The following is a 24300-nucleotide window of genomic DNA, read 5'->3' as shown; positions in this document are numbered from 1 at the left end:
TCACTGTGAACCACTCAGAATGTCGGCGCCGAGATCGTCTTGCTGTCCTTCTCCTCCTGCCTGTGGAGGAGGATACGGTCCGCCATATCAGTAACCAATTGCTCCAGAATCAATCGCAGATGGCTCCCCTTCCTGTAGTCAGCAGGAGCAATGTGCTTCACGCGATCCGCGCTGGCACTGAGCTGGAAGCACTTCTTGAAGCTACTGCGGGATTCATCTTCAGGGTTGTAAACAGCGATGGCATGACCTCCGTTTTTCTTCATCACCGTGAAACAGGGCACATCTGTAGGTCCATCCCCCACATAGACCATATTCTCAAAAGGAATCGGGCGTAGCTCTGAGGGCATGTGGTCATTCACATCCTGACCATACTCCAGAAGCCCTTTGTTTATGCGGAACAGATACTGCGTCTTGGTCGTGTGGGAGATTGCCCGCTTCGGAAAGCTGATCACGCCGTTCTCATCCTCACCAAACTCACAGCCATAGACCTTCTTGAAATACTTCGCCAGACTGGATCCATCCACGAGAGCCTTGAGACCAGACGAAACAATGTAGTGCTCGATCTTTACCCCTGCTGCCTTGTGGGCTGCATTCAGGCAGGCATCTTCGATCTCCTCGAACATGTCTGGAAGTCCCGGGAAGAAGCTAAGGTTCGCGCCCAGCTGCTTGAGCTTCTCATTGGAAACTCCATCCATCGCTAGATAATCCAGCATGCACTTCAGGTAGGCCAGCTCACCGTCCCAGCTCATCTCCCTGACCAAATTATTACACTTCTCCCAAAAGGAAGCCGGGTTGATCCCGAATTCCGGGAAGAGCACCTCGTCCTGCATGTAGCGCGGACTCAAGGTCTGGTCATAGTCGTAAACAAGCGCAATCGTACTTTGAGGTATAGCCATAATGATTGCTCAATAACAAATCAGTTAGCCGGCCATCAGGCAACTAAAACCAGAAAACAAGTTTGCCCTACAAGCCGTACTCAGCCTGCAGGGCAAGATCAAATCTTAGAATGAATTAGACTGCAGTCGGAGCCTTCATCAGCCCCTTGGCTTTCGCCCAGTCCTCCTCGGTAAGGCTACACGGGTCAGCGGAGACAAAGTGGCCCGGCTCTATTTCGACCAGCCCCATGTCCAGGCCGATGGTCTCTTCATAGCGCGGATGACCGATACGGTGACCAAAGGCACTCCCCTTAGGTGGATCGATCGGAGACGGCACATCGCCCTCCAGACGGATGCGCTGACCATGATGATCCGGATCCGCATGAGGAATCGCCGAGAGCAATGCCTTGGTATAGCCGTGGCGAGGATTGCGGTAAATCGTTTCAGAGTCAGCCAGCTCGACAATCTTGCCAAGGTACATGACCGCCACTCTATCTGAGATGTGCTTCACCACCGCCAAATCGTGGGCAATGAAGATATAAGCCATGTTCATCTCCTTCTGAAGCTCCACCAGCAAGTTGAGAACCTGGGATTGAACAGATACATCCAACGCAGACACCGGCTCATCCAGGACTAATAGATCTGGATTCAATGCGATGGCACGTGCAACACCGATACGCTGACGCTGACCACCTGAAAATTCTGCAGGGAAACGATCAGCAGCAGACTTCGGCAAACCAACTTTCTCAAGCAATTCGTCAACCTTGGCATCACGAGAAGCTCTATCTCCAATTTTTTGGATATCTAAAGGTTCACGAACAATCTGGCGGACCGAAAAACGGGAGTTTAGAGAATCAGCAGGATCTTGGAACATCATCTGAAAATCACGGCGCAAAGGTCTGAGACTACCCTGATTTAGATTGCTGATATCTTGGCCTCTAAACTGAATCTTACCAGCAGTTGGTTGGTATAGTCGCACTAAGCATTTGCCAAGAGTCGACTTACCACAACCAGACTCACCGACTAAGCCAAGTGTTTCCCCTGGCTTCACATGAAAAGACACCCCGTCTACAGCTTTCACTGCGGCAACCTGGCGTGAAAACACACCCCCTTTCACGGGAAAGTGCATTTTAAGATCGTTCACTTCGAGAAGATTAGACATGGCCGTAATGTTAGGAGACTGTTTGGTGTTGAGCATTACATACTGGGCAGTCTTCTACCCAGTGATCATTGGAAAGCTGAATAAACGCCGGGCGCTTGTTTTGTTGGTCCAGCTCATTACGTTCCATGCGCTGACAGAAGCGACACCCTTCCACGAAATTATTGATTGAAGCCACAGTACCAGGAATCGTAGCCAGAACCGATTTCTGCTTAGCATCTAGTGATGGAATAGACTTTAGGAGTGAACGTGTGTAATCGTGTGTTGGATCCTTAAAAATTTCCCTAACTGGTCCACGTTCTACAACGCGTCCGGCATACATCACCACCACCTCATCACAGGTCTCAGCAATAACACCTAGGTCGTGGGTAATCATGATAACAGACATTCCCATTTCTTTTTGCAGGGAATTGATCAGATCCAAAATCTCCGCCTGGACGGTCACATCCAGAGCCGTTGTCGGCTCATCGGCAATAATGAGATCTGGCTTACATGCCAAAGCCATGGCAATCACCACACGCTGACGCATACCACCAGAAAGCTGGTGCGGATATTCATCCACACGACGCTCTGGCGCAGGTATACCAACCTTGTCCAAGATCTCAATCGCTCGCTCACGTGCCTCCTGCTTGGAAAGCTTACGGTGCAGAAGTAATACTTCCATGAGCTGACGTCCGATCTTGTGAACCGGATTAAGAGCTGTCATCGGCTCTTGGAAAATCACTCCAATCTGCCCACCACGTATCTTGTAGAATTCCTGATGTGGCACTTTCCGGATGTCGCGTCCTTTAAAAAAGATTTCACCACCACGTACGTGCCCCATCGGTTTAGGAAGCAGATCCACGATGGACATAGAAGTCACGGACTTACCACAACCTGACTCCCCGACAATCCCGATGGTCTTTCCTTTGGGTACATTAAAACTAACGCCGTCAACAGCCCTAAGCCATCCACCATCGGTTTTGAACTCGGTAACTAGATCTTTGACCTCTAAAATGTTCTCTAATTTTCCCACTTTATCTTCCTCCTAGACTTAGTTCTTTTTGACTTCACGCTGCTCCAATATCTCAACTGATGGAATGCCATCTCGATAGAGATCGAAGAGGTTATTCTTTTCAGGAAGTTTGACTCCATCCTTCTTGGCTCTGAGAGTCTCTTCCTTCAGCTCTTCATCAATCCAATATAAATAGCTTTCACTGGGAATAGCTGTAATCGGTGAGCAGAACTCATAATATTTTGTGTCAGGCCACTTCATCCACCTCCAATGTGCTAGTCTTGAATAACTATTCTTCAATGCGGGGATGAATAGTGCTTCATCATGAACAATGTTCTGCACTTTCCATGCTGCATCTTTTAGTTCATCTTTGGTCTTAGCGAAGCGAACGGCCTCACACAAGCGGTCCATCTCAGGATCACTGTACATCATCAGATTATTCGTCTGCTGCACCTTGTTACCTTTTTCATCAAATGCGTTCTCCGAATGGAAGAACTGGAAGTAACGAGGAAAAGGAGGTGTGACCGCCCAAGCTGTATAAACTGCCTTATGGCGCTTCTCCATCACTTTGCGGTAGCTGACAGTAGGCTGCTGGGCATCTAGTAGAAGATTCACACCAGCCTTCCGCGCATCTTCCTTCAGCAAGGCCATCATTTGATTTCGTAATGGTTGCGTGGACCAAGACATCTCAACCTGAAGTCTTTGCCCCTGATCATTCACCAAGAAACCTTCACTATCACGCTTAGTATACCCTGCCTTAGAGAAGGCTTCCTCTGCCTTCACTACTGAGTACTCACGCGGCTCGATACTAGGATCCGTAAATTCCTGGAACCCCTCACTAAACTGCTTGAGACGCTCAGAATCACCACGATAAATGATAGTGTTCACTTTATCGAAGTTCAAAGCATGAGAGAGACCAATACGAATATTCTTATCGTCCAAAGGCTTCTCCGCTACATTGAGATGAAAGCCCCATGGAGGCCTAGGGTAGACGTTGTAGAACTGCACTTTTTCAATATAACCATTGAAGTACTCAGGGATTTCCATGCGATCATACCAGTAGTTAGGGTCACCTAGACTATAACTATCAAGCTTACCCAAACGGAATAATTCAAATGCTTTGGATGGCTCCGCAATTTTCAAATAGAAAATTTTGTCCACGTTATAAGAGTACTTGTAGAACTTCTTGTCCTTAGCCCACCAATCCTTCACGCGGGTAAGACTAATACTGCGACCTTTCTTTATATCCTTAGGGTCAACAGTATAAGCACCCGTCGTAGGTTGCACGCGCCAATTGTACCTCTCAGCAAAGTCTGGACCATATTCACTGTAGAAATGTGGAGGAGCAGGAGTGATATTTACAAAAAAGGGTAACAATGGCTTTGGTTCAGGCAAACTGATAGACAAAGTGCTCTCGTCATAAACCGTAATATTTGCAAACTGCTCTTTGAAATACTGCTTCTGGAAAGGAGCAGAAACATCATCAGACAGCCTTACATAGAGGTAGAACATGAAATCCTTAGCCTTAACCTGTACACCATCAGTGTAAGTTGCATCAGGATCCAACTTAAAGAATACAGTCTTTCCATCCTCACCTAGAGCCCATTCCTTAGCCACACCGGGAATAAAGCCACCTGTAATTGGATGCATACCTACCAGACCGATCTCAATATTGTCGTATAGCTCACTTCGGAAGCTATTATTAGAATTAGGACCAAAGGCTCTTAAGGACGGAGGGTAATCCAAAATCCATGTATTAAAAGTTCCGCCCTTCTTGGCAGCTGGATCACCGATAACAGGGTTATCCATCCCATTTTCCCATACCAGACCTTCTGGCAGATCACCTGGAGTCTTGAAGGAAAAATAATCGCCAAGAGAGATACGATATTCGTATTTCTCAACTTCACGCATGTGATTGGCTAATTCCTTTTCCAACTTAGCCTTCTGCTTGGGAGTCTCAGCCTTCGCAATTTTCTCACGAATCTCTGCCTCAGTCTCCTTAGCTGCTTTGTGCTTTTCTTTCAGCCACTCACTGATGTGACGGTTGTATTTCTTCACAAAAGGCTCAAAACGAGACTCGCGCTCAACTACGACTACCTCTTTCTTACAAGAGGTAGACATGAGGACCAGTGATGCGAAGAGTGTGATAGCGAGAAAAAACTTCATAAATCTATTCGACTACTTATAGGTTGTAAATTTCTTAGGATCAAAGGCATCCCGCACCGCTTCGCCCACGAAAGTCACAAGGATAAGCGTTGAAACCAAGACCGTAAACGCAGATGTCACCAACCAAGGTTTGGAAAAGCTATTCAACCCCTCTTTGAGCAGTGTACCCCAAGTCGCGTACTCCGGTGGCAAACCAAAGCCTAGATAATCGAGCGCCGTCAGAGACATAATAATGCCAGACACACTGAAAGGAACTAGTGTCACCAGAATAGCTACGGTGTTAGGGAGAATATGGCTGAAAATAATCCTGTTTGTTGATGCTCCAGAAACGCGCGCTGCAGCCACGTAGTCACGAGCCTTCTCTCTCAGAGCCGCAGTACGCATTAGATAAGTCATACTCATCCAGCCAAAGGCTACCAAGATTAGCAAAATCATCATCAGTCCACGGTTATTTGAGGGAACCAAACTACTGAAAATGATCACAACGAATAGAAACGGTATCGTAGAGAAAATCTCAATGATACGCTGAAAGATCAGATCAAACCAACCGCCAAAAAAGCCCATCAATAGGCCAAAGGTGATCCCGATTAAGTAAATTGCCGGTATGTAAATGAGAGCAGCCCGGATGTTCACCTGCAAACCGCCATAAAGATAGGCCGCCAGATCACTGCCCTTCCCTGTTGTCCCGAGCAAATGGCCACTGCTCGGCATAGGCGGTGCTGCATGGAAGAACACTTTGTAGAGCGTATTGTCTCCAGAAGACAGATATTCCTCCATAGTCATCCCTTCCCCGCTGAATCGCTGAGACCCTTCTACGAGTTCACCTTTATCATAGTATGCCTCATAGATTCGCCCCCCTTTTTCGTCGCGGCCTTCCACACGTCCCTGACGCACACCTTCACGGTATTCGTAGATCAGCTTCTGCCTCTCGGAGTCGTCGTCATAGAGAGTTGCCGCACGTCCATCCAGAGGATTGCCCTTCTCGTCCAAAAGCTTACCCTCATTGGTCTTTAGCTTTTTAGCAGGCACCTTCGCGGTATCCTGAGTTGGGTCGTAGGGAATTAGAGGCATGATGACTGTGCCGCTGCCCTCTTCTTCAAAACGCTTCTTAAGCTTACGATAATTTACCTCAGCACCTGCCATATCGCCAGTCACTCCCAGATCTTTACCATAGAGCACAGTTCTCATGAAAGCCGGGCAATAGGTCTGCCCCTGATAACTAACATAGAGAGCCTTCTTCCCTACAACTAGTTGGTCCAAGCTAGCCAAGAAGACCATCACTGCAATGATTACCAGAGACACCATTCCGCGTGTATTGTCTTTAAAGCGCTGTATACGGCGCTTTGTTGTCGGTAACAGCTCCTTACCTTTAGGAAATTCTATCAAGAGGAACACTGCAACAGCTATCCCCACCAAGCTGACTAAATAACCGAACCATGCGAACTTATAGGCAGACTCTCCTTCGCCAAAAGTGGCCATCAGAAAGTCGGTATTATAGCATGTATTAAAAGCCCAACTAACGGTGGGCAGCTTCAAGCCTAACGGCTCAGCAATGGCCGACAGGACAGAGATAATTATCAGAAACCAAGCTATTTTGCGCATGATTGAAAGTTCGTTGAGAGAAGTATAATGACGTAATTCGTCCAGCGCGGAGCTGGTTAGTTGAATTTGATACGAGGATCGACTAGAGCAACAATGAAGTCAGAGAGAATGTTACCTATCAACATGAGGAATGCACTGATTGTGAGCGTTCCCATGATCACCTCAGTGTCATTGGCTGACACTGCTTGAAATTGGAGCAAACCAAATCCCTGAATATCGAAAACATTCTCGATCAACATGCTACCACCTACAAAAAGAGAGACCAAATGCCCAAGACCTGTCGCAATAGGAATAAAAGAATTCCTGAAAGCGTGACCAATCACAGCCTTGCGGAAAGTCACACCTTTAGACATCGCAGTACGAACATAATCCGCTGAGAGATTGTCCATCAGGTTGTTTTTCATCATCATCGTCAGGAAAGCAAAACCACTAATTACATAACAAACCAGAGGTAGCACTGTATGATGAGCGAGATCTTTTATCTGATCCCATACACTCAACTCCGAAAAATTCTCACTCACTAGACCGAAGATTGGAAACCATCCCATACGAGCACCTAGGAAAACAACAAGTACAGCACCTAGGGCATACCCGGGAATCGCATAACCGATGAAAATCAAGACCGAACTCAGGTTATCAAAGATCGAACGATGGTTGATCGCCTTAAAAATACCCAGAGGAATACAGGTACCATAAATAATGATTGTAGATAATATACCAAAGTACAAAGCAATGGGAATACGCTGTAGGATAAGATCCCAAACAGGCTCTCCATAAACATTAGATTCGCCAAAATCCCCCTGCAGCACCCCTGAGAATCTGTTCTGATAAGCTACAGCTCTGAAATCATAGACTTTAGGACACTCATTGGCTGGCCTTTTCTCACGTCGAGACCATCTCTCCTTACGATCCTGCGGACTCTCGATGCGGATTTCCCATCCATCGGAAGCGGGGTCACCGCCATCGCCATCAAGATATTTGAAACTTTCCAGTTCAGCAGAGCCGTCCTGTCTTATAATCTTTGCGGACACCAAGCGATCACTCCCCTTCAGAACAAAACGAACTTCACTATTAGTGTCTACTTCATCATCGATAGACTCCCCACCATATTCCTTTTTGGAGATTAAATCCTCTTTGGGCTTCAGTCCCAACCACTGGAGATAGCCAATGAGCAAAGGCTTATCTAGACCGAACTGCTCTTCGAGACTTTCCTTCTGGTCTTCGGAGAGGGTATCACTCTTCCCATCACCTGAACTTTTTCCACCACCTTCACTGGCACCAGCGGCGGCGGCCTGTAATGCCTGCTCATAGGGTCCTCCAGGAGCGAATCTCGATACGGTGAATACCATTAATGTGATTCCCAGCAACGTAGGAATCACCAACAAAAATCGTCTTATGAAATAGGCTTTCATATAAAAAAATAAGGTCCACCAAGCACAGTGGCGAGCCATGTGCTGGCTTTTATGACACAGTTTCTACGAAATCAAGAACCGCTTTCTTTAAAAATTCCCAAAGAAAAAGGCTGCATCGCGTCCAACAATCATCCAAGTTGCACACGCAATGCGATTTCTCACATCCATTTTAGCCACAGGACTGGCGTTTTCTCTGCTCTCGAGCTGCCAAAAGGAGACTCAAATCACTACAGCTAACAGAGAAGACATCCTCATCATGGGTAACGGAAACGAACCTAAAGGTTTGGATCCACACCGTGTTTCCGGAGTCACCGAAAGTAAAATACTCAGAGCGTTGTTTGAAGGCCTCGTCCAGGATGACCCAGTACACGACAAATCTCAGCTTCCCGGTGCAGCTGAGAGCTGGACTCACAATGAGGACAAGTCTGTCTGGACTTTCAATCTACGCAAGAATGCAAAATGGTCCGATGGAACCCCTGTAACTTCCGAAGATTTTGTATTTGCCTACCATCGCATGCTCCGTCCAGAGACGGCTTCCCCATTCGTCGAGATGCTGTACTTCCTCAAGAATGCCAAACAATACAATCGATCTGAGCTCGGCTTCATCCTTTGCGGCCAAGATCCGAATTTCCCAGTCAAGTGGGACACCCTCAAAGAGATCGCCTTCCAACCCTCAGAGGATGCAGAGAATCAATACGCAAAGACTGGCCTAGACAACCTCGAACTGAAAGACCTAGAATCTATTAAAGCTAATCTGGCCAGTTTCCCATGGCCCGACACTATCAGCACAGAGACTCAGAACTTAATTCTAGATCGCCTGATTGAATACAGACAAGCGGAGGGTGTTGACCTCTGGGACAAAGCCCATGTCGGCGTAACAGCCCTTGATGAATACACTCTAAAACTAGAGCTACGAGGCCCCACAACTTTCCTACCCCAGCTAACCAAGCATTTCACTTGGTACCCCGTTCCCAAGCATCTCATAATGGACTTGGGCAAGGGCGACATGAGCGCCTACTTCACAGAATGGACATCGCCAGAAAACATGGTGAGCAATGGCCCCTTCCAACTGAAATCATGGAGAATGAACCACTCCGTGGACACCGAGCGCAACCCACACTACTGGGACGCGGAGAATGTAAAGCTCGATGGAGTCCGTTTCCTTCCCATCAATAATCTCTACACTGAAGCTCGCATGTTTATGGACGAGCAAGTCCACATCACCAGCGGACTCCCCTCAGAAGTCATTGATGAGATCAAGGTCAAGCAGCCAGAATTACTCAGACAAGACATCTACGTAGGCTGTATCTTCTACCGTTGTAACACAAAACGTAAACCTCTGGATGACGTTCGAGTCAGAGAAGCTTTATCCCTCTGTATCGACAAAAACACAATTAGTGAAAAGATTCTCCGTGGCTACAAGCCAGCCTATGCCATAACACCTCCGATGGAAGGCTATGACCCACCACATGTAATCGACTACGACATCGAAAAAGCTAGGAAATTGTTGGCCGACGCGGGCTATCCAAATGGAGAAGGCTTCCCTAGAATCAAAATACTCATCGCCTCAAGAGAAACTGCACGTACTATGGCTGAAGCCGTCCAAGCATCTTTCCTAGAGAACTTGAACATCAACGTTGAAATCGAAAATAAAGAGTGGGCCGCTTACTTAACAGCCATGCATGAAGGCGACTACGACATCGCTGGTGGTGGCTGGATTGGAGACTACCTTGACCCTCTCACTTTCCTGGAGATGTGGACGGAAGGCAATGCGAACAACAATACCGGCTTTGCTGATGCGAACTTCGAAGGCAAACTAAAAGAAGCTGGCAAGATCGCCGATGAAGAGGCCAGGTTTACTAAACTTCAAGAAGCTGAACGTATTTTTCTGGAGAGCCATGCAATCATGCCTGTCGCCTGGTACTCTCGTAACTATCTCATCCACCCTGCGGTGAAAAACTACACACCTCTTCTACTGGACAACCATCCATACAAGCAGATCGAACTTATTCCAGCAGCCAAGTAATTTTTCCACACCATGCTCAAGATCATATTAACTAGACTTGTACAGGGGATAGTCACTCTATTTGTGCTACTCACCATCACCTTTGTACTCGTGCGCCTCATGCCTGGCAGCCCATTCACAGAGGAAAGAGCTCTCCCCCCCCACGTTGAGAAACAAATGATGGAACGTTTTGCCTTGGATAAACCTGTCCCTGTTCAATATGGCAAATACCTATCCAATCTTGTTTTGAAACAAGATCTGGGAGTCATGATTAAGCGTGAGCGCACGGTCATGGACATCATCTCTCAGTCTTTCCCAGTCTCTCTCTCATTGGGTATCGCATCGATCGGCATCGCCATTCTAGTAGGCATCCCTATTGGGGTCATTTCAGCCGTTAAGAAAAACACCTGGATTGACTATGGCTCTTTGACCTTGGCCATGCTGGGCATCTGCCTCCCCAGCTTTGTTATTGGACCACTTCTGGCCATCATTGGCGGCCTTGGCTTTAAGTCCCTCAATGTAGCTGGCTGGAACTCTCCCACTGACTGGATTCTACCAGCTATCACACTAGGAATGGTAAACGCAGCTTACATTGCACGCCTGGCTCGAGGAGGAATGCTAGACGTACTATCCCAAGACTACGTGCGCACGGCACACGCTAAAGGCGTACCTCTAAAAACCATTATCTGGAAGCATACATTACGCGGCGGCCTCTTACCATCAGTCTCATTCCTTGGCCCAGCCTTTGCAGCCATGATTTCTGGATCCTTTGTTATCGAAACCATCTTTCAAGTACCAGGCATGGGGCAACACTTCATCAATGCAGCAAATGACCGCGAATACTTCCTCATTCAAGGTCTAGTCCTCTTCTACGGTTTCCTCATCGTGGTCGCCAACCTACTGGTGGACCTCGCACAAATCGCTCTCAACCCACGCCTCCGTAACGCCTAACCTACCATTTCAATGAGCTCCGAGAATTTAAAAATCGAAGAAGGCACCTCGCTCTGGAAAGACGCATGGATCAGGTTGAAAAAAAATAAAGCCTCCATGATTAGCTTGGTCGTTATTCTGATCATGCTGATCCTTTGCTTCATCATTCCATTTTTCCCCTTTGTAAAACCACCAAACGCCATCAATCTGGAAAACGTGGCTGCAGGACCTTCTGTAGATCACATCTTTGGCACAGACCACCTGGGTAGAGATCTCTTTTCTCGTGTCCTTTACGGTGGACGAGTCTCGCTTCTAGTGGGACTTGTGGCCACAGCAGTAGCTGTTTTCATCGGGCTTATCTATGGTGCTATTTCCGGCTATGCTGGCGGCAAAGTTGACGATTTAATGATGCGAGCAGTCGATATCCTTTTCGCACTCCCTTTCCTGGTACTTGTGATCTTGTTCTCAATGGTAGTCGACGAACCTGCTTCCCATTTCACTGAATGGATTATTGAAATTTCTGGACTAGAGCGAGAGGTCGTCGCTCCGATTACAACACTGATTCCTCTCTTTGTGGCTATTGGTGCCATCGGATGGCTGACAATCGCCCGAATCGTTCGCGCCCAAGTCATGTCATATAAAAAACAAGAGTTCGTTGAAGCTGCTGTCTCTCTCGGACTGACTAGGTCTCGTATCCTATTCAGACACATTCTCCCGAATGTCATCGGCCCAATCATTGTCTACACGACTCTTGCCGTCCCAGGCATCATGCTACTTGAGTCAGTACTTTCATTCCTTGGACTTGGCGTGAAACCCCCAAACTCATCATGGGGCATCCTTATTAAGGAAGGCGCCGACCGCATGGAAGCAAACTTCTGGCAACTCACCTTCCCAGCAGCATTTTTCTCCCTCACCCTACTCGCCTTGAACTTCCTTGGGGACGGACTGCGAGATGCTTTGGATCCCAAGGCTTCTAAGGATTGATGACTTTCAAGCGCTTTTTTCCCGCTTGATTTCAATGTGGAACAGGGCTTCATTGCCAATACATGAAACCCTGTTCATCTTACCTCATCCTCACTTTTACACTGACAGCCGGCTTGGCTCACGCCGGATGGCGGGAGGATGTCGGCTATTTTGATCTGCTTGGCTACAACGGGTATTACGGAAACTCACTACCGTCCGGGGCGTCCACAACCGTTGAACTCATTGAAGCTCCGAATAGCAACGGCGATTACATGCCCAATGTCGGTGATTCCAGATTTTCAGGGAAGACCATCACCAATATTTCCAATACGAGCTCGGGAACTTCAGGACACGCCACCTCTGTCGGCGCTCTCTTCTTTGGCAACACCTACAGCCTCTCCCCGGACACGGAAACGATTGGTGTGCGAGACGCCAATCATTTTCTAAGCACCTTTATCGGGTCTCCAGTCGTAGGCAGCACGAACGCGGATGTCATCTCTCATGCCTACATCTCCTACCAAGGTTCAAACTCAGTAGAAACCATCAAAGCCCTGCTCGCCCGTTTCGACTTCTTCTGTATCGATTCAGATGTCGTCAATGTGGTGGGTGTTGCCAATGGAGCCAATTCCGCCATCCCTCCCATTTGGGGCAGCAACTACAACGCGATTAGCGTAGGTCGTACCGATGGTCTCCACTCCCACGGCTTGACCAATACTACCTTCGAGAATGATGCCGGCAGCACAGGGCGGCAGAAACCTGACCACTCACATCGACTAGTAACGCGACAGGCGCCACTGCTGGTGCAGCGAAATTGATCCGAGATAAAGCTCTCTCTTCCGGCAATTCAGACGCTTCCCACCCGGACACGATCAAGGCCTGTCTACTCGCTGGCGCGACCAAAGATGAATTTCCAAACTGGTCCCAGACTGAGGCAAGACCACTGGACTCCACCTTCGGCGCAGGAGAGCTGAATATCTACAACAGCTACCGCATCATCGAAGAAGCGGAATCTTCCACTGGCAATGTCTCACACCGAGGTTGGGCGCGAAACTCCGTAACCACGAGTGGCAACCCGAACAATCAGGTTCGCACCTACACTTTCACGACACCAAATTATCCAGCAGGTGAGATCAGGCTCTCCGCTGCGCTTATCTGGCAAAGAGAAGTATCCAATATCACCTACAGCTACCAATCACTCGATAATCTCAGGCTAGAGTTGTTGGATTCTGGAGACAGTCTCATTCAAGCCAGTGACAGCTCCGAGGACAATGTAGAGCACATCTGGAATACGGGGCTCCAGCCCAATACCACCTACAGCCTTCAAGTCACCAGTAACAGCGGAGAAAGCTCCTTCTCCCTGGCCTGGCATGTGGATTTCGCACCGGCGAATCCGGTCCTCACCGCACTGAGCCGAAATCCGTCAGACATTCAGCTCTCGTTTCTGAACCTTCAGCCAAATCTCGACTACTACGTGCAGAGATCAACGACCTTTTCTGAGACATCCTGGAGTAATATCGCCCCACTCGTCCCGACCACCAGCAGTGACAGCTACACGGACAATTCACCTCCGGGAACCGACAAAGTCTTCTACCGACTACTCCCACTCCTACCCTAGCTGGCAGCGTCTTGCAGCAATCTGAGACGATTCAAAGCCTCGCCGGAGTCGATCAACTCTCTGGCGAGATCAATACCTTTCAGCAGATCATCTGCGAGACCTGCGCAGGCTAGACCTGCAGCAGAATTGAGCACTACCATATCTCGCTTCGGGCCCTTGTCTTTCGCCATCAGGATTTCCTCAAGGATCTTAGCATTGACTGTCGCATCACCGCCCTGAAGATCTTCTACCTTGGCAAGGGAGAGACCTAGATCTTCTGGGGTCACGACCTCATCCACGCTGTCCTGGAAATTACCAGACTTACAGATGCGGGTTGGCCCCATGAGACTCATCTCGTCCACAGCCAAGCCATCGGCTGTCTTACCATTCACGACCCAAGCCGAATCGCGGCCAAGTCTGCCCAGGATGTCCGCAAAAATGCTATTCATGCTCTCATCGAAAACCCCGACCAGCTGGCACTGAGGTCTGGCAGGATTCAGCAATGGACCAATCAAGTTGAAAACGGTTCTTACCCCTTCTTTAGCCAACTCCTGGCGCACTGGGCCGACAGCCTTGAATGCAGGGTGATACATAGGAGCAAAGAGGAAGCCCAAACCTGCCTTACTTAAACAATCACGGAATTGCGCCGGAGGAATATCCAGCTTGATTCCCAGAGCCTCCAGCACATCAGCACCACCACTCTTCGAGGTAATTCCGCGGTTACCGTGCTTCACGACAGTCGCCCCCCCGGCTGCGATCACAAACATGCTCGTGGTGGATACATTGAAAAGATCCAGTTTGTCACCACCCGTCCCGCAGACATCGATGGTCGGACCATCCAGCTCCATGCCAGCCACGCCCGGATCCAGCGCACGGTCCAGGAAGCACTCCACCAAACCTGAAATCTCAGCAGCGGTCTCCCCCTTCAGGGAAAAGGCCTTCAGGAAGCGAGCCTTCTTTTCCGAGCTGGCAGTTTCATCCAGCAAGAACTCAGCTACAACATTGATCTCCTGAGCAGAAAGCTCCTCACCATTCTCGACGTGCGTAATCACTGCATCCATGACGGGGGGATACTAACACCCCTTTTCTGAGGCACACCAACCCTAAAAACAAAAAAGCCTGCCAGTGAAACACCAACAGGCTTTTGGAAAATGAGAAATCGAATTACTCGACGTCAGATACTGGAAGCTGAGCCACCTCCTCACGCACCTTGTCAGCAAGTGGCGTGGAGAGGTAACGCTCAGTGGAAGAGCAACCTACAGTCACGATCTTCTTACCGGCAAACTCAGGACGCTTAGCAACCTGAATAGCAGACCAGACGTTAGCACCTGTGGAGATACCCGCTGGGATACCCTCAAGCTGAGCAAGCTGCTGAGCGGTTTCGAAAGCGTCTTCGTTAGTCACCTGAATCACCTCATCGATGATGTCGACATTGAGGTTGTTAGGAATGAAGCCAGCACCGATACCCTGGATCTTGTGTGGGCCTGGCTGGCCACCGCTGATAACGGGGCTGTTTGTAGGCTCAACTGCGAAAGTTTTGATAGCCTTGCGCTGCTTGATCACTTCAGAAACACCAGTGATCGTACCACCAGTACCGACACCGGCTACGAAAGCATCAATGCCACCTTCGGTAGCTTCCCAGATCTCCTCCGCTGTAGTCTCGCGGTGAGCTTGTGGATTAGCCGGGTTGTCGAACTGCTGAGGACCGAACGCATCCGGATTTTCTTCAAGAAGCTGCTTAGCCTTAGCAATCGCACCACCCATGCCTTTGGCTGCTGGAGTAAGTACGATCTCAGCACCAAGCATGCGGAGAAGAACTCGACGCTCGATAGACATGCTCTCAGGCATGGTCAGGATACAGCGGTAACCTTTAGCACGGGCTACGAAAGCAAGAGCGATACCGGTGTTACCAGAAGTTGGCTCGATGATTGTGCCGCCTGGCTTGAGCTTACCTTCGCGCTCTGCAGCCTCGATCATTGACTTACCGATACGGTCTTTAACGCTGAAGAGTGGGTTGAAGAACTCAGCCTTCACGTAGACCTCAGCTTCAAGGCCTTCAGTGAGCTTGTTCAGTTTAATCAGTGGAGTGTTACCCACTGTTTCTACCATGTTGTTTGCAAGTTTACTCATAATGCTTGGCTATAAAAAATTCAAAGGAACGGACTAGTACTAGCAGGTCTCACCGATCACCCAACAAAAATTTCTGTCAAATACTCAGGAAGCCCACCTACTAGCAGATTAGATCTGGAAATCCTGAACCCCGGAATCGAGGTGGAGACCACATTCATACTTCTGGCCGTTGAAGCGGGAAGCTTCCGCGTTCTCACCCTCAGCCACCGGCACTGTGGAATGCCAGTCACCCATGGTCTGATAACCTTGAGCTTCCAGCGGATGCCTTGGCAGGTCGTTCTGAGCGAAGTAAGCATTCACCTGAGCATCCGCCCAATCGAGGATCGGGTAGACCTTGGTTGTCTTGGTCTGCTTTTCCGCAAAAGAGCGATCTTTACGCGTGCTGGATTGAGCACGACGTACTCCACTGAGCCAGATATCACCGCCGATTTCGCGGAGTGCACGGTTCATTGGTTCGATCTTGTTGATCACCGCATACTTCTGCTGCTCATCAGCCCCACCTTCCCAGAGTTTACCATAGAGCGCCTCTTGGCGTGCTGCAGTAAGCTCTGGCACATAGGTGCGAAGGTCTACGTTCAGCTTGTTCTTGAGCTGCTCGATGTATTCGTAAGTCTCCTTAAAGAGGTAACCAGTATCTACGAACACAACAGGAATTTTGGGAGCGTGCTCACTGATGAGGTGAAGCATCACCGCAGCCTGCAATCCAAAGCTGGAACTTGCAACCACACGATCTCCATACTGTTCGTAGAGCCAGGCGAGTCTTTCGCCAGCTTTACGAGACTGCATGTTTGTCGCGATCAATTCTGCTTCTGTCAGAGTGCTTTCCATATTCAGTACACACATTGTTTTCTCCTCCTTAGGAGGCTACCACTTCAGTCTTCACGTTCTTGTGGAAGTCCTTGCCGTTCACTGTAGCGGCCACATAGCCGGCACGGATCACGAAGTCACCGAACTTCTCACCCTCTTCGCGAGACTTGGCGTAGTCCTCGATGATTGGTCTGAGTACGTTTTTGATTTCAGAGCCCGGAACGGACTCACGATAAAGCTTGTTCAAGCGATGGCCTGCATGGCCACCACCCAGGTACATGTTGTACTTGTCTGGGCCACGACCTACAAAGCCGATCTCCGCTAGGAACGGACGGCCACAGCCGTTAGGACAGCCAGTCATACGGATGGTGATCGCGTCGTGACGAAGACCACATTCCTCGACAACTTCCTCCAACTCGGTGATCACGTCAGGCAAGTAACGCTCGGCTTCTGCGAGAGCGAGGCCACATGTCGGAAGGGCTACACAGGCGATGGAGTGAAGACGAAGTGCACTGCGCTCGTGGCTCTTGAGGATCTTGTATTCCTCAAGCAGCTTCTCGATCTCTGGGCGCTTCTCCGGAGAAATGTTAGAGATGGCAAGGTTCTGGTTCGCCGTAAGGCGGAACTCACCATCATGGATCTTAGCGATCTCACGAAGACCTGTCTTGATCGGGAAAGCAGGGCTATCCACCACACGGCCACCTTGGATGAAGAGGTTGAGGTGGAACATGCCACGCTCGTCTTCATGCCAGCCGAAGTTGTCGCCATTGGTAGTGAATTCAAACTCACGCACTGGCTCAAGGTCATAACCAAGATACTCGTTGAGTGTCTTTAGGAACCAGTCAGCACTGCGGTCATCGATGGTGTACTTCAGACGGGAATGCTTACGGTCGGTACGGTCACCGAAGTCACGCTGCACGAGAATCACTTTCTCAGCCACATCGACGGCCTTGTCTGGAGTCACGAAACCGATGATGTCTGCGAGACGTGGATAGGTCGCATCCACACCGTGTGTCATTCCCATGCCGCCACCAACAGCTACGTTGTAGCCCAGAAGCTTGTTGTTCTCATCCTGAACCGCGATGAAAGACAGGTCGTTCGCGTGGATATCGACGTCGTTGCTCGGAGGAACAGCGATCGCAATCTTGAATTTACGTGGAAGGTAGGTCTTACCGTAGATCGGCTCTACCACCTCTTCAGAGGAAATCACCTTTTCCTGGTCGAGGAAAATCTCGTGGTAAGCACCACCTTGTGGGAGAAGATGCTCGGAGATGTCACGCGCCAGCTTCACAGTCTCAGCGTGTGTTTCGCTGAGGTGTGGGTTCGGGTTGCACATCACGTTACGGTTCACGTCACCACAAGCGGCGATACAGTCGAGAGCCACCTTATCCATTTCCTGGATGGTGCGCTTGAGCTGAGTCTTGATTACGCCGTGCAGCTGGAATGCCTGACGAGTAGTCAGCTTGAGTGTGTGGTTGGCAAAGTTCTCAGAGATCCAGTCCATTTGCAGCCACTGCTTGGGAGACACCACACCACCTGGGATACGTACACGCATCAGGAAACTGTAGGCTTTCTCAAGCTTGTGCTGGCGGCGGCTGGCACGCAGGTCGCGGTCGTCTTGCACGTAGCAACCGTGGAACTTGATCATTTGGCCAGCGCCTTCGGAGATACCACCGGTGGAGGTATCAGCAAGCTCTTCAGCCAGGGTGCCGCGGAGATAATTACTCTCAATCTTGAGGTACTCGTTGGCGGATAATTTCTTCTCTTCGCTCATCGTCTAAATCTTTCTTTTCTCGGCTCACCAGAGCCGCATTGGTTCCTATTGTCTATTAACCTTTAACTAATCACTAATTAGTACACGTCACGCTGGTAACGCTTGTCTTTCTTGAGGCCATCCACGTAGGCCACAGCCTCGTCTTCACTCATCTTGCCGTGCTCGGCTACGATGGAGATGAGTGCGGCATGCACGTCCTTTGCCATGCGCTCGGCATCACCACAGACGTAGAAGTAACCACCGAGCTCAAGCCACTTGTAGATCTCGGCGCCTTGCTCGCGCATCTTGTCCTGCACGTAGACTTTCTCCGGCTGGTCACGGGAGAATGCGACGTCCAGCTTGGTGAGCGCTCCATTCTTGAGGTGATCCTGCAGTTCAAGCTGATAGAGGAAATCGAATGTGTAGCGTTGGTCGCCGAAGAACAACCAGGTATCGCCCTTAGCCTGACGCTCGCCACGCTCTTCGATGAATGCACGGAATGGAGCAATACCAGTACCTGGGCCAACCATGATGACAGGCTTAGCATCATCTTCTGGAAGACGGAAATTCTTATTGGAATGCACGTAGACCTGCACCTTCTCACCAGACTTTGCTTTGTCAGCGATGTAGGTAGAAGCTACGCCTTTACGCTCCTTGCCGTGACCGTGATAACGGACAGCGGCTACGGTGAGATGCACTTCACCTGGGTGCGCCTTCGGGCTGGAAGCTATGGAGTAAAGTCTAGGAGGAAGCTTGCGCATGATGTCCACCAGCTGTTGAGCTTCGAGGCCCTCAACCGGGTAGTTTTCAAGCAGATCAATGATCTCACGACCCCAAGTCCAGACCTTGAAGTCATCCTTGGCATCATCTGCAAGCAGCTTCTCGAGTTCCTCACTCTTGGCAAGTGCCTGGTACTTCTTGATGACAGCACGGGAAAGTCCTGTGATATCCAGCTTGTAAGTAAAGGCTTCCTTCAGGCTGCATGGTTCTTCACCCTTGAGTGTCACGACTTCATCACCAGTGAAGCCAGCGGCCTTGAGTAGTGCAGCTACTACGTCCTCAGCATTCACAGGAACTACGGCTAGAGCGTCACCAGCTTCATAAGCGAGACCAGATCCATCTAGATCCAGCTCAAGGTGGATTGTCTCTTTAGCGGATCCTGTACCGTTCAGAAGTACGTTATCAAGCACTTCCGCAGGGAATGGATTCTTACGTCCGTATTCTACTGCTGGAGCAAATACTGGAGCTGCAAGAGTGGCTGCCCCGCCTGCATCTGCAGATCCAAGAGCATCAAAAAGTGACTTTTCCCAAGCAGCATGGGCATCGTCGAAATCAACATCACAGTCCTGACGTGGAACGAGACGCTCGGCGCCCAGTGATTCAAAACGATCGTCGAAGTCCTTACCTGTCTGGCAGAACTTGTCATAGCTGGTGTCACCGAGAGCACAGATTGAGAACTTCAATCCCTTAAGTTCAGGAGCACCATTCATGAAGGCCTTGTAGAAACCTTCCACGGCTTCCGGTGGCTCACCGTCACCCCAGGTGCTCACGATAAGAGCCACGTTTTCAAACTTCTTAAGATCCTCCACGGAGATATCCGCCAGGTTCTTCATCGCGACCTTGAAACCTTTCTTCTTCGCAGCCTTTGCTGTCTTATCGGCAAGACCTTCGCTGTTGCCAGACTCTGTACCATAAAGCACGGTCAGAGACTTGCCGCCTGCGGCTGAAGTTACCACCGCACCTGCTGGAGATGCAGCCAAAAATCCACTCAGCCAAGCGCGTTGCTCAGGTGAGAGGGTCGGCAGTAACGCCGTCAATGCAGCGCGCTGATTGGTATCGAAAGGTGCGTGTTCTGGTATCATCGCCGTGAATACTTTATTTTATTGCTAAAGTTTATTAGGTTTCGCTGACCGGAGTATTCCCTCACTTTCTGGAAGAGGCAACCTATTTTTCACAAAACCTGTGTCAACTACTCCAGTAAACGGGCGTTTATCCAGAGTAGCTAACTAAGGTTATCTGAGTAAACAATTCCACTTGCCCGCATTTGGCATCCCTGCTTTCCTCCCCCGTAGAAGATTTCAACAGGGAACAAGCGCTCCCCAAACCAAGATAGAACTATGAAAATCGTCGTCGCATATTCAGGAGGTCTCGACACCTCCGTCCTCCTCAAATGGCTCAAAGACAAGTACAACGCTGAGGTAATCGCCTACTGTGCAGACGTAGGCCAGGCCGAAGAACTCGATGGCCTCGAAGCCAAGGCTCTCGCTACCGGTGCTTCCAAATGCTACATCGGTGACCTGAAGGAAGAATTTGCCAGCGATTTCATTTTCCCAATGTTCCAGGGCAACGCCCTCTACGAAGGCCGTTACCTCCTCGGCACCTCCATCGCCCGCCCATGCATCACCAAGGGCATGATGGAAGTCGCTATCAAGGAAGGTGCAGATGCCATCGCTCACGGTGCCACCGGTAAAGGTAACGACCAAGTTCGCTTCGAACTCTCAGCCGCCGCCCTTGCACCAGACATCAAGTGCATCGCCCCATGGCGTGACGATGAGTTCCGCGCTCAGTTCCCAGGCCGCGCTGAAATGATCGCTTACGCTGAGGAGAACAACATCCCCGTGAAAGCTTCCATGAAGAAGCCATACTCCATGGACCGCAACTTGCTCCACATCTCCTTCGAGGCTGGCAACATGGAAGACACCTGGCACGATGCCTCCGGCGAGGAAGACAAAGACATGTATGTTCTCTCCGTTTCTCCTGAAGAAGCTCCAGACACTCCTGAGTACGTGCAGTTCCTCTTTGAGAAAGGCAACGTCATCGGCCTCCAGTACGAGGGCATTGACGCACTCATCGCTGAACTTGGCGACGTAAAGGCTGAAGGCACACAGGACGGCTACACCCTACTCAACCCATACGGCGTGATGCGCGTACTCAACGCCCTCGGTGGCAAGCACGGCATTGGTCGTATCGACATCGTGGAAAACCGCTTCGTCGGCATGAAGTCCCGCGGCGTGTACGAGACACCAGGCGGCACCATCCTGCTTGCAGCTCACCAGGATCTTGAGACTCTCACCATGGACCGTGAGGCTCAGGCGTTGCGCGACAGCCTCATTCCTAAGTACTCACAGCTCATCTACAACGGATTCTGGTACTCTCCAGAGCGTGAGGCCCTCCAGGCCCTCATCACCTCCACCCAGCAGACTGTCTCTGGAGAAGTTCGCCTCAAGCTATACAAGGGCAACTGCATCCAGGCTGGCCGCAAGTCTCCCCTCTCTCTCTACGACGAGGACGTGGCAACCATGGAAGGTGGCGCCGAGGAAGCCTACAACCAGAACGATGCTTCCGGTTTCATCGCCCTCAACGCACTCCGCCTCAAGGCAAGCGCTCGCCAGAAGCAAGGCAAGTAATAGGAGACCAGTCTCCTTACCCAATCATTTTCAAAGCACCTCAGATGAGGTGCTTTTTTGTTTCCCATAGAATTTAGATCAGCAGTTGAACCCAAGAGTTCTTTCACACACATAGTGAGCATGTTATGATGGCCATTCTCTCTTTTGAGATTCTATTTTAACCCTAACCCATCCAAGCCATGAAAATCATCAGCCTATACCTGTGGCTGCTATCCACCCTGATCATCCCCGTCTTTGCGGGAGACAAGCCAGACATTAAAGCTCTGCCGCTATCTACAGTCGCCTCTCAAATTGAAAGCCGCGGTTATCTCATCACCGAGGCACGGCATGACAGAGACCTTCTGAGCAGCGATGAATGGAGAATGAAGGCCATGAAGCAAGAGCGACATTTCAAACTCAAGGTAAAATCAAAAACTGGCGCCATCCTGGATACCGACCGGGACGGCAGAGGCAAAGAACACCCGGGCAAAAACATGATGCCCCTCTCAGCCATTGCACAATCACTTGAGAAAGACGGCTACCTCCTTTCGGAGGTCGAATTCAAGCAATCCAATTGGTCGATCGAAGCCTACCGGGACGGTAAGAAATGGAAGCTCCAGGTCTCCCCCAGCTCTGCAGATATTATCTCGCGCAAGAAAGGCTAAGCATCACTCCATAGGAATAAGCGAAAAAAATCCCCATTTCGTGTCACAAAATCCCCACCATCCCTCAATAGACGATATGGAACCACATGAACTCATCAAGACCCCGTGTAGCGAGAACTGGAACTGCATGTCAGGAGACGAACAAAAACGCTACTGCGACAAGTGCCAGCATCATGTTCACGACCTGACAGGACTCACCCTCGAAGAGATCGACCTCCTGCACGCAAAGCAGAAAGGCCGCCTCTGCGGCATGTTCCGCCTGGGAGCCTCAACTGCCTTGGGAGCAAGCATCCTCTCACTGGCAGCCTGCCACCCCACGAACAATGACAGCATTGTGGTGGGCGAGTACATCCCTCCTGCCAAAGAAGCACCGGTAAAACATACCCAGCCCGCACCCAAGGAAGAGAAAGTAACCAAAACCACTGAAGAAAAGCCCGAGCTAAAGATCGAACCGGAATTGAAGGAGGAAAAAGCTCCCCCTATTGACCGCCCCATGATCATGGGCATGATCTGCCCACCTCCTCAGCCTGGCCGCATCGATTAATCGGTTCGAAAAATCTAACATCGTGTGCTAAGCTTACCGCGATGCAGGCATGGTTAGCACACACACTTAGCTATCTTTCTTCCCCCATAGCCGCCCTGTGGGTCGGCCATCATGAAGTCATCATCCGCAGCACTGGACGCAGACTTAACGAGAAAGAGCTAGAGCACTGTCAAAAGCTAGGTATTCAGCACGCGGAGGACATTCGAGTAAAAATCGTCGCTCGAGTTCCCAGCCCCGTGCCTTGTTGGTTAGAGAGGCTATGCCAAAAGTTCGGTTTCCCCGTGGGCTCAGCTGCCGGCATCTGTTTCCGCTATGGCATTTATTTAGACGAGCGCTACTCCGGGAACCCTTCACTCTTGAGGCACGAGCTCGTCCACACAGCCCAATATGAGCGCTTTGGTTCACTCAAGGCATTCCTTAAAACCTACCTTTTTGAGTGCCTGCATTTCGGTTATTCTAGGAGCCCCCTTGAAACCGAAGCTCAGGAGTCGCAATAACAAAAACGTAAACTACTTTGACGCAAGCACCTACTACCCAATTCCCCCAACGTGTCGCATGATATATATGACACATGAAAAATACCCTTCTCACTTCAATCACCCTACTCACGGCTACACTGAGCTCTCAGGCAGCCACTCTAGTCCACTTCGTTGACGGCACTGACGCCGATGACCTGGCTCTAACCACGAACAATGCGCCAGTATCAGCTGACTACTCGGTATCCAATCTGACTGCTAACGGCTTTCAGACAGGATCAGTCATTACACGCACCGAATTTGGTGCAGGCAATGACATTCCCGGGGCCACCGGTGAATGGCTTTTCCAGCGAGGCGCCTATACAGGAGGTTCGGCCAACTCTGATTCTGACTACTATGGCTTCACAGTCACCAACAACTCAGGAACCGGTCTCAACCTGGACGCCTTCAGCTTTGATGCTATCAGCGTCACTAATGATGCCAATCAGTTCATCATCGCCGAATTCCAGCTCTACTATCAGATAGATGGAGGCGGGTTCAGCACCATCGGTTCAACATTTGCTGCGGAATCTCCGACTGGAGTGACCGCTAACGTTTCCGAATTCAGCCCTAAGATCACCCCTAGCATCGACCTGAGCGGGATTGGAGCAGTCGCAGATGGTTCCACCATTGAATTCAGACTCTCCGTGCATGACAACTCTGGCTCTCAAGCGAAAGCGAGCTTTATCCAGAACATTGAGCTAACAGCTGTTCCTGAGCCATCTTCCACTGCTCTCATTGGACTTTCCGGGCTCAGCTTCCTGCTGCGTAGGAGACGCTAAATTTTCTCACACAAACAA

Annotated in this window: 21 protein-coding genes; 10 read left to right on the top strand and 11 right to left on the bottom strand. The window is 50.0% G+C overall.

Annotated elements, in window-relative coordinates; translation table 11 throughout:
• Positions 1 to 14: 14 nt before the first annotated feature.
• The 6 genes from BUB27_RS12525 to BUB27_RS12500 form a co-directional block, all read right to left on the bottom strand.
• On the bottom strand, positions 15 to 896 hold the full coding sequence (locus BUB27_RS12525) for an HAD family hydrolase (RefSeq protein WP_143184183.1): 882 nt from the start codon (positions 894 to 896) through the stop codon (positions 15 to 17).
• 115 nt (positions 897 to 1011) lie between these two features.
• Entirely contained in the window at positions 1012 to 2037 is a 1026-nt protein-coding gene (locus BUB27_RS12520) for an ABC transporter ATP-binding protein (protein WP_143184182.1), read from the bottom strand.
• Between the two features lie 10 nt (positions 2038 to 2047).
• On the bottom strand, positions 2048 to 3049 hold the full coding sequence (locus tag BUB27_RS12515; protein ID WP_143184181.1) for an ABC transporter ATP-binding protein: 1002 nt from the start codon (positions 3047 to 3049) through the stop codon (positions 2048 to 2050).
• A gap of 18 nt (positions 3050 to 3067) precedes the next feature.
• The gene (locus BUB27_RS12510; protein ID WP_143184180.1) at positions 3068 to 5194 is read right to left on the bottom strand and encodes an extracellular solute-binding protein; all 2127 of its coding nucleotides are present in this window, start codon (positions 5192 to 5194) and stop codon (positions 3068 to 3070) included.
• A gap of 12 nt (positions 5195 to 5206) precedes the next feature.
• A complete protein-coding gene (locus BUB27_RS12505; protein ID WP_143184179.1) occupies positions 5207 to 6796 on the bottom strand; it encodes an ABC transporter permease subunit in 1590 nt (529 codons plus the stop codon).
• 56 nt (positions 6797 to 6852) lie between these two features.
• Positions 6853 to 8247, bottom strand: a complete 1395-nt coding sequence (locus BUB27_RS12500) for an ABC transporter permease (RefSeq protein ID WP_234991747.1) — start codon at positions 8245 to 8247, stop codon at positions 6853 to 6855.
• A 109-nt stretch (positions 8248 to 8356) separates the two neighbouring features.
• Here BUB27_RS12500 and BUB27_RS12495 point away from each other — a divergent pair, with 109 nt between their 5' ends.
• The 5 genes from BUB27_RS12495 (at position 8357) to BUB27_RS12475 (ending at position 13721) form a co-directional block, all read left to right on the top strand.
• On the top strand, positions 8357 to 10234 hold the full coding sequence (locus tag BUB27_RS12495; RefSeq protein ID WP_143184178.1) for a peptide ABC transporter substrate-binding protein: 1878 nt from the start codon (positions 8357 to 8359) through the stop codon (positions 10232 to 10234).
• 12 nt (positions 10235 to 10246) lie between these two features.
• Positions 10247 to 11164, top strand: a complete 918-nt coding sequence (locus tag BUB27_RS12490) for an ABC transporter permease (RefSeq protein ID WP_143184177.1) — start codon at positions 10247 to 10249, stop codon at positions 11162 to 11164.
• A 12-nt stretch (positions 11165 to 11176) separates the two neighbouring features.
• Positions 11177 to 12127 (top strand): ABC transporter permease, encoded by a 951-nt coding sequence (locus BUB27_RS12485; RefSeq protein ID WP_143184176.1) that lies wholly within the window; start codon positions 11177 to 11179, stop codon positions 12125 to 12127.
• Positions 12128 to 12189: 62 nt separating this feature from the next.
• The gene (locus tag BUB27_RS12480) at positions 12190 to 12921 is read left to right on the top strand and encodes a hypothetical protein (RefSeq protein WP_143184175.1); all 732 of its coding nucleotides are present in this window, start codon (positions 12190 to 12192) and stop codon (positions 12919 to 12921) included.
• On the top strand, positions 12918 to 13721 hold the full coding sequence (locus BUB27_RS12475; RefSeq protein ID WP_143184174.1) for a hypothetical protein: 804 nt from the start codon (positions 12918 to 12920) through the stop codon (positions 13719 to 13721). The genes BUB27_RS12480 and BUB27_RS12475 overlap by 4 nt, the downstream gene beginning before the upstream one ends.
• Here the strand turns inward: BUB27_RS12475 and trpD are convergent.
• From trpD to BUB27_RS12450, 5 genes are all read right to left on the bottom strand, one after another.
• Positions 13718 to 14761, bottom strand: coding sequence for an anthranilate phosphoribosyltransferase (gene trpD, locus BUB27_RS12470; protein WP_143184173.1), 1044 nt, complete (start codon positions 14759 to 14761; stop codon positions 13718 to 13720). The genes BUB27_RS12475 and trpD overlap by 4 nt on opposite strands.
• A 103-nt stretch (positions 14762 to 14864) precedes the next feature.
• A complete protein-coding gene (gene cysK / locus BUB27_RS12465) occupies positions 14865 to 15830 on the bottom strand; it encodes a cysteine synthase A (RefSeq protein WP_143184172.1) in 966 nt (321 codons plus the stop codon).
• Positions 15831 to 15938: 108 nt separating this feature from the next.
• The gene (locus tag BUB27_RS12460) at positions 15939 to 16658 is read right to left on the bottom strand and encodes a phosphoadenylyl-sulfate reductase (protein WP_268793973.1); all 720 of its coding nucleotides are present in this window, start codon (positions 16656 to 16658) and stop codon (positions 15939 to 15941) included.
• A 28-nt stretch (positions 16659 to 16686) separates the two neighbouring features.
• Positions 16687 to 18411: an NADPH-dependent assimilatory sulfite reductase hemoprotein subunit gene (locus BUB27_RS12455; RefSeq protein WP_143184170.1), complete on the bottom strand. Its 1725-nt coding sequence runs from the start codon at positions 18409 to 18411 to the stop codon at positions 16687 to 16689.
• Positions 18412 to 18488: 77 nt separating this feature from the next.
• Positions 18489 to 20252: an assimilatory sulfite reductase (NADPH) flavoprotein subunit gene (locus BUB27_RS12450; protein WP_143184169.1), complete on the bottom strand. Its 1764-nt coding sequence runs from the start codon at positions 20250 to 20252 to the stop codon at positions 18489 to 18491.
• 255 nt (positions 20253 to 20507) lie between these two features.
• Here BUB27_RS12450 and BUB27_RS12445 point away from each other — a divergent pair, with 255 nt between their 5' ends.
• From BUB27_RS12445 to BUB27_RS12425, 5 genes are all read left to right on the top strand, one after another.
• On the top strand, positions 20508 to 21797 hold the full coding sequence (locus tag BUB27_RS12445; protein WP_143184168.1) for an argininosuccinate synthase: 1290 nt from the start codon (positions 20508 to 20510) through the stop codon (positions 21795 to 21797).
• Between the two features lie 179 nt (positions 21798 to 21976).
• Entirely contained in the window at positions 21977 to 22441 is a 465-nt protein-coding gene (locus tag BUB27_RS12440) for a PepSY domain-containing protein (protein ID WP_143184167.1), read from the top strand.
• A gap of 76 nt (positions 22442 to 22517) precedes the next feature.
• The gene (locus BUB27_RS12435) at positions 22518 to 22985 is read left to right on the top strand and encodes a hypothetical protein (protein ID WP_143184166.1); all 468 of its coding nucleotides are present in this window, start codon (positions 22518 to 22520) and stop codon (positions 22983 to 22985) included.
• 41 nt (positions 22986 to 23026) lie between these two features.
• The gene (locus BUB27_RS12430; protein ID WP_143184165.1) at positions 23027 to 23482 is read left to right on the top strand and encodes a hypothetical protein; all 456 of its coding nucleotides are present in this window, start codon (positions 23027 to 23029) and stop codon (positions 23480 to 23482) included.
• Positions 23483 to 23556: 74 nt separating this feature from the next.
• Positions 23557 to 24282, top strand: coding sequence for a PEP-CTERM sorting domain-containing protein (locus BUB27_RS12425; RefSeq protein WP_143184164.1), 726 nt, complete (start codon positions 23557 to 23559; stop codon positions 24280 to 24282).
• Positions 24283 to 24300 lie beyond the last annotated feature (18 nt).

Origin of the sequence: Rubritalea squalenifaciens DSM 18772, assembly GCF_900141815.1 — a bacterium.
In the GTDB taxonomy this organism is placed as follows: Bacteria; Verrucomicrobiota; Verrucomicrobiia; order Verrucomicrobiales; family Akkermansiaceae; genus Rubritalea; species Rubritalea squalenifaciens.
Note: the sequence above shows the minus strand (reverse complement) of the source record. Positions and strands in the feature narration are given on the sequence as shown.

Bases quoted from the DNA above. Each gene is read 5' to 3' on its own strand.
- BUB27_RS12455 (WP_143184170.1), bottom strand. From the start codon at position 18,411: ATGAGCGAAGAGAAGAAATTATCCGCCAACGAGTACCTCAAGATTGAG.
- cysK (WP_143184172.1), bottom strand. From the start codon at position 15,830: ATGAGTAAACTTGCAAACAACATGGTAGAAACAGTGGGTAACACTCCA.
- BUB27_RS12430 (WP_143184165.1), top strand. From the start codon at position 23,027: ATGCAGGCATGGTTAGCACACACACTTAGCTATCTTTCTTCCCCCATA.
- trpD (WP_143184173.1), bottom strand. From the start codon at position 14,761: ATGGATGCAGTGATTACGCACGTCGAGAATGGTGAGGAGCTTTCTGCT.
- BUB27_RS12445 (WP_143184168.1), top strand. From the start codon at position 20,508: ATGAAAATCGTCGTCGCATATTCAGGAGGTCTCGACACCTCCGTCCTC.
- BUB27_RS12520 (WP_143184182.1), bottom strand. From the start codon at position 2,037: ATGTCTAATCTTCTCGAAGTGAACGATCTTAAAATGCACTTTCCCGTG.
- BUB27_RS12450 (WP_143184169.1), bottom strand. From the start codon at position 20,252: ATGATACCAGAACACGCACCTTTCGATACCAATCAGCGCGCTGCATTG.
- BUB27_RS12425 (WP_143184164.1), top strand. From the start codon at position 23,557: ATGAAAAATACCCTTCTCACTTCAATCACCCTACTCACGGCTACACTG.
- BUB27_RS12490 (WP_143184177.1), top strand. From the start codon at position 10,247: ATGCTCAAGATCATATTAACTAGACTTGTACAGGGGATAGTCACTCTA.
- BUB27_RS12510 (WP_143184180.1), bottom strand. From the start codon at position 5,194: ATGAAGTTTTTTCTCGCTATCACACTCTTCGCATCACTGGTCCTCATG.
- BUB27_RS12495 (WP_143184178.1), top strand. From the start codon at position 8,357: ATGCGATTTCTCACATCCATTTTAGCCACAGGACTGGCGTTTTCTCTG.
- BUB27_RS12505 (WP_143184179.1), bottom strand. From the start codon at position 6,796: ATGCGCAAAATAGCTTGGTTTCTGATAATTATCTCTGTCCTGTCGGCC.
- BUB27_RS12440 (WP_143184167.1), top strand. From the start codon at position 21,977: ATGAAAATCATCAGCCTATACCTGTGGCTGCTATCCACCCTGATCATC.
- BUB27_RS12435 (WP_143184166.1), top strand. From the start codon at position 22,518: ATGGAACCACATGAACTCATCAAGACCCCGTGTAGCGAGAACTGGAAC.
- BUB27_RS12480 (WP_143184175.1), top strand. From the start codon at position 12,190: ATGAAACCCTGTTCATCTTACCTCATCCTCACTTTTACACTGACAGCC.
- BUB27_RS12525 (WP_143184183.1), bottom strand. From the start codon at position 896: ATGGCTATACCTCAAAGTACGATTGCGCTTGTTTACGACTATGACCAG.
- BUB27_RS12460 (WP_268793973.1), bottom strand. From the start codon at position 16,658: ATGGAAAGCACTCTGACAGAAGCAGAATTGATCGCGACAAACATGCAG.
- BUB27_RS12485 (WP_143184176.1), top strand. From the start codon at position 11,177: ATGAGCTCCGAGAATTTAAAAATCGAAGAAGGCACCTCGCTCTGGAAA.
- BUB27_RS12500 (WP_234991747.1), bottom strand. From the start codon at position 8,247: ATGGCTCGCCACTGTGCTTGGTGGACCTTATTTTTTTATATGAAAGCC.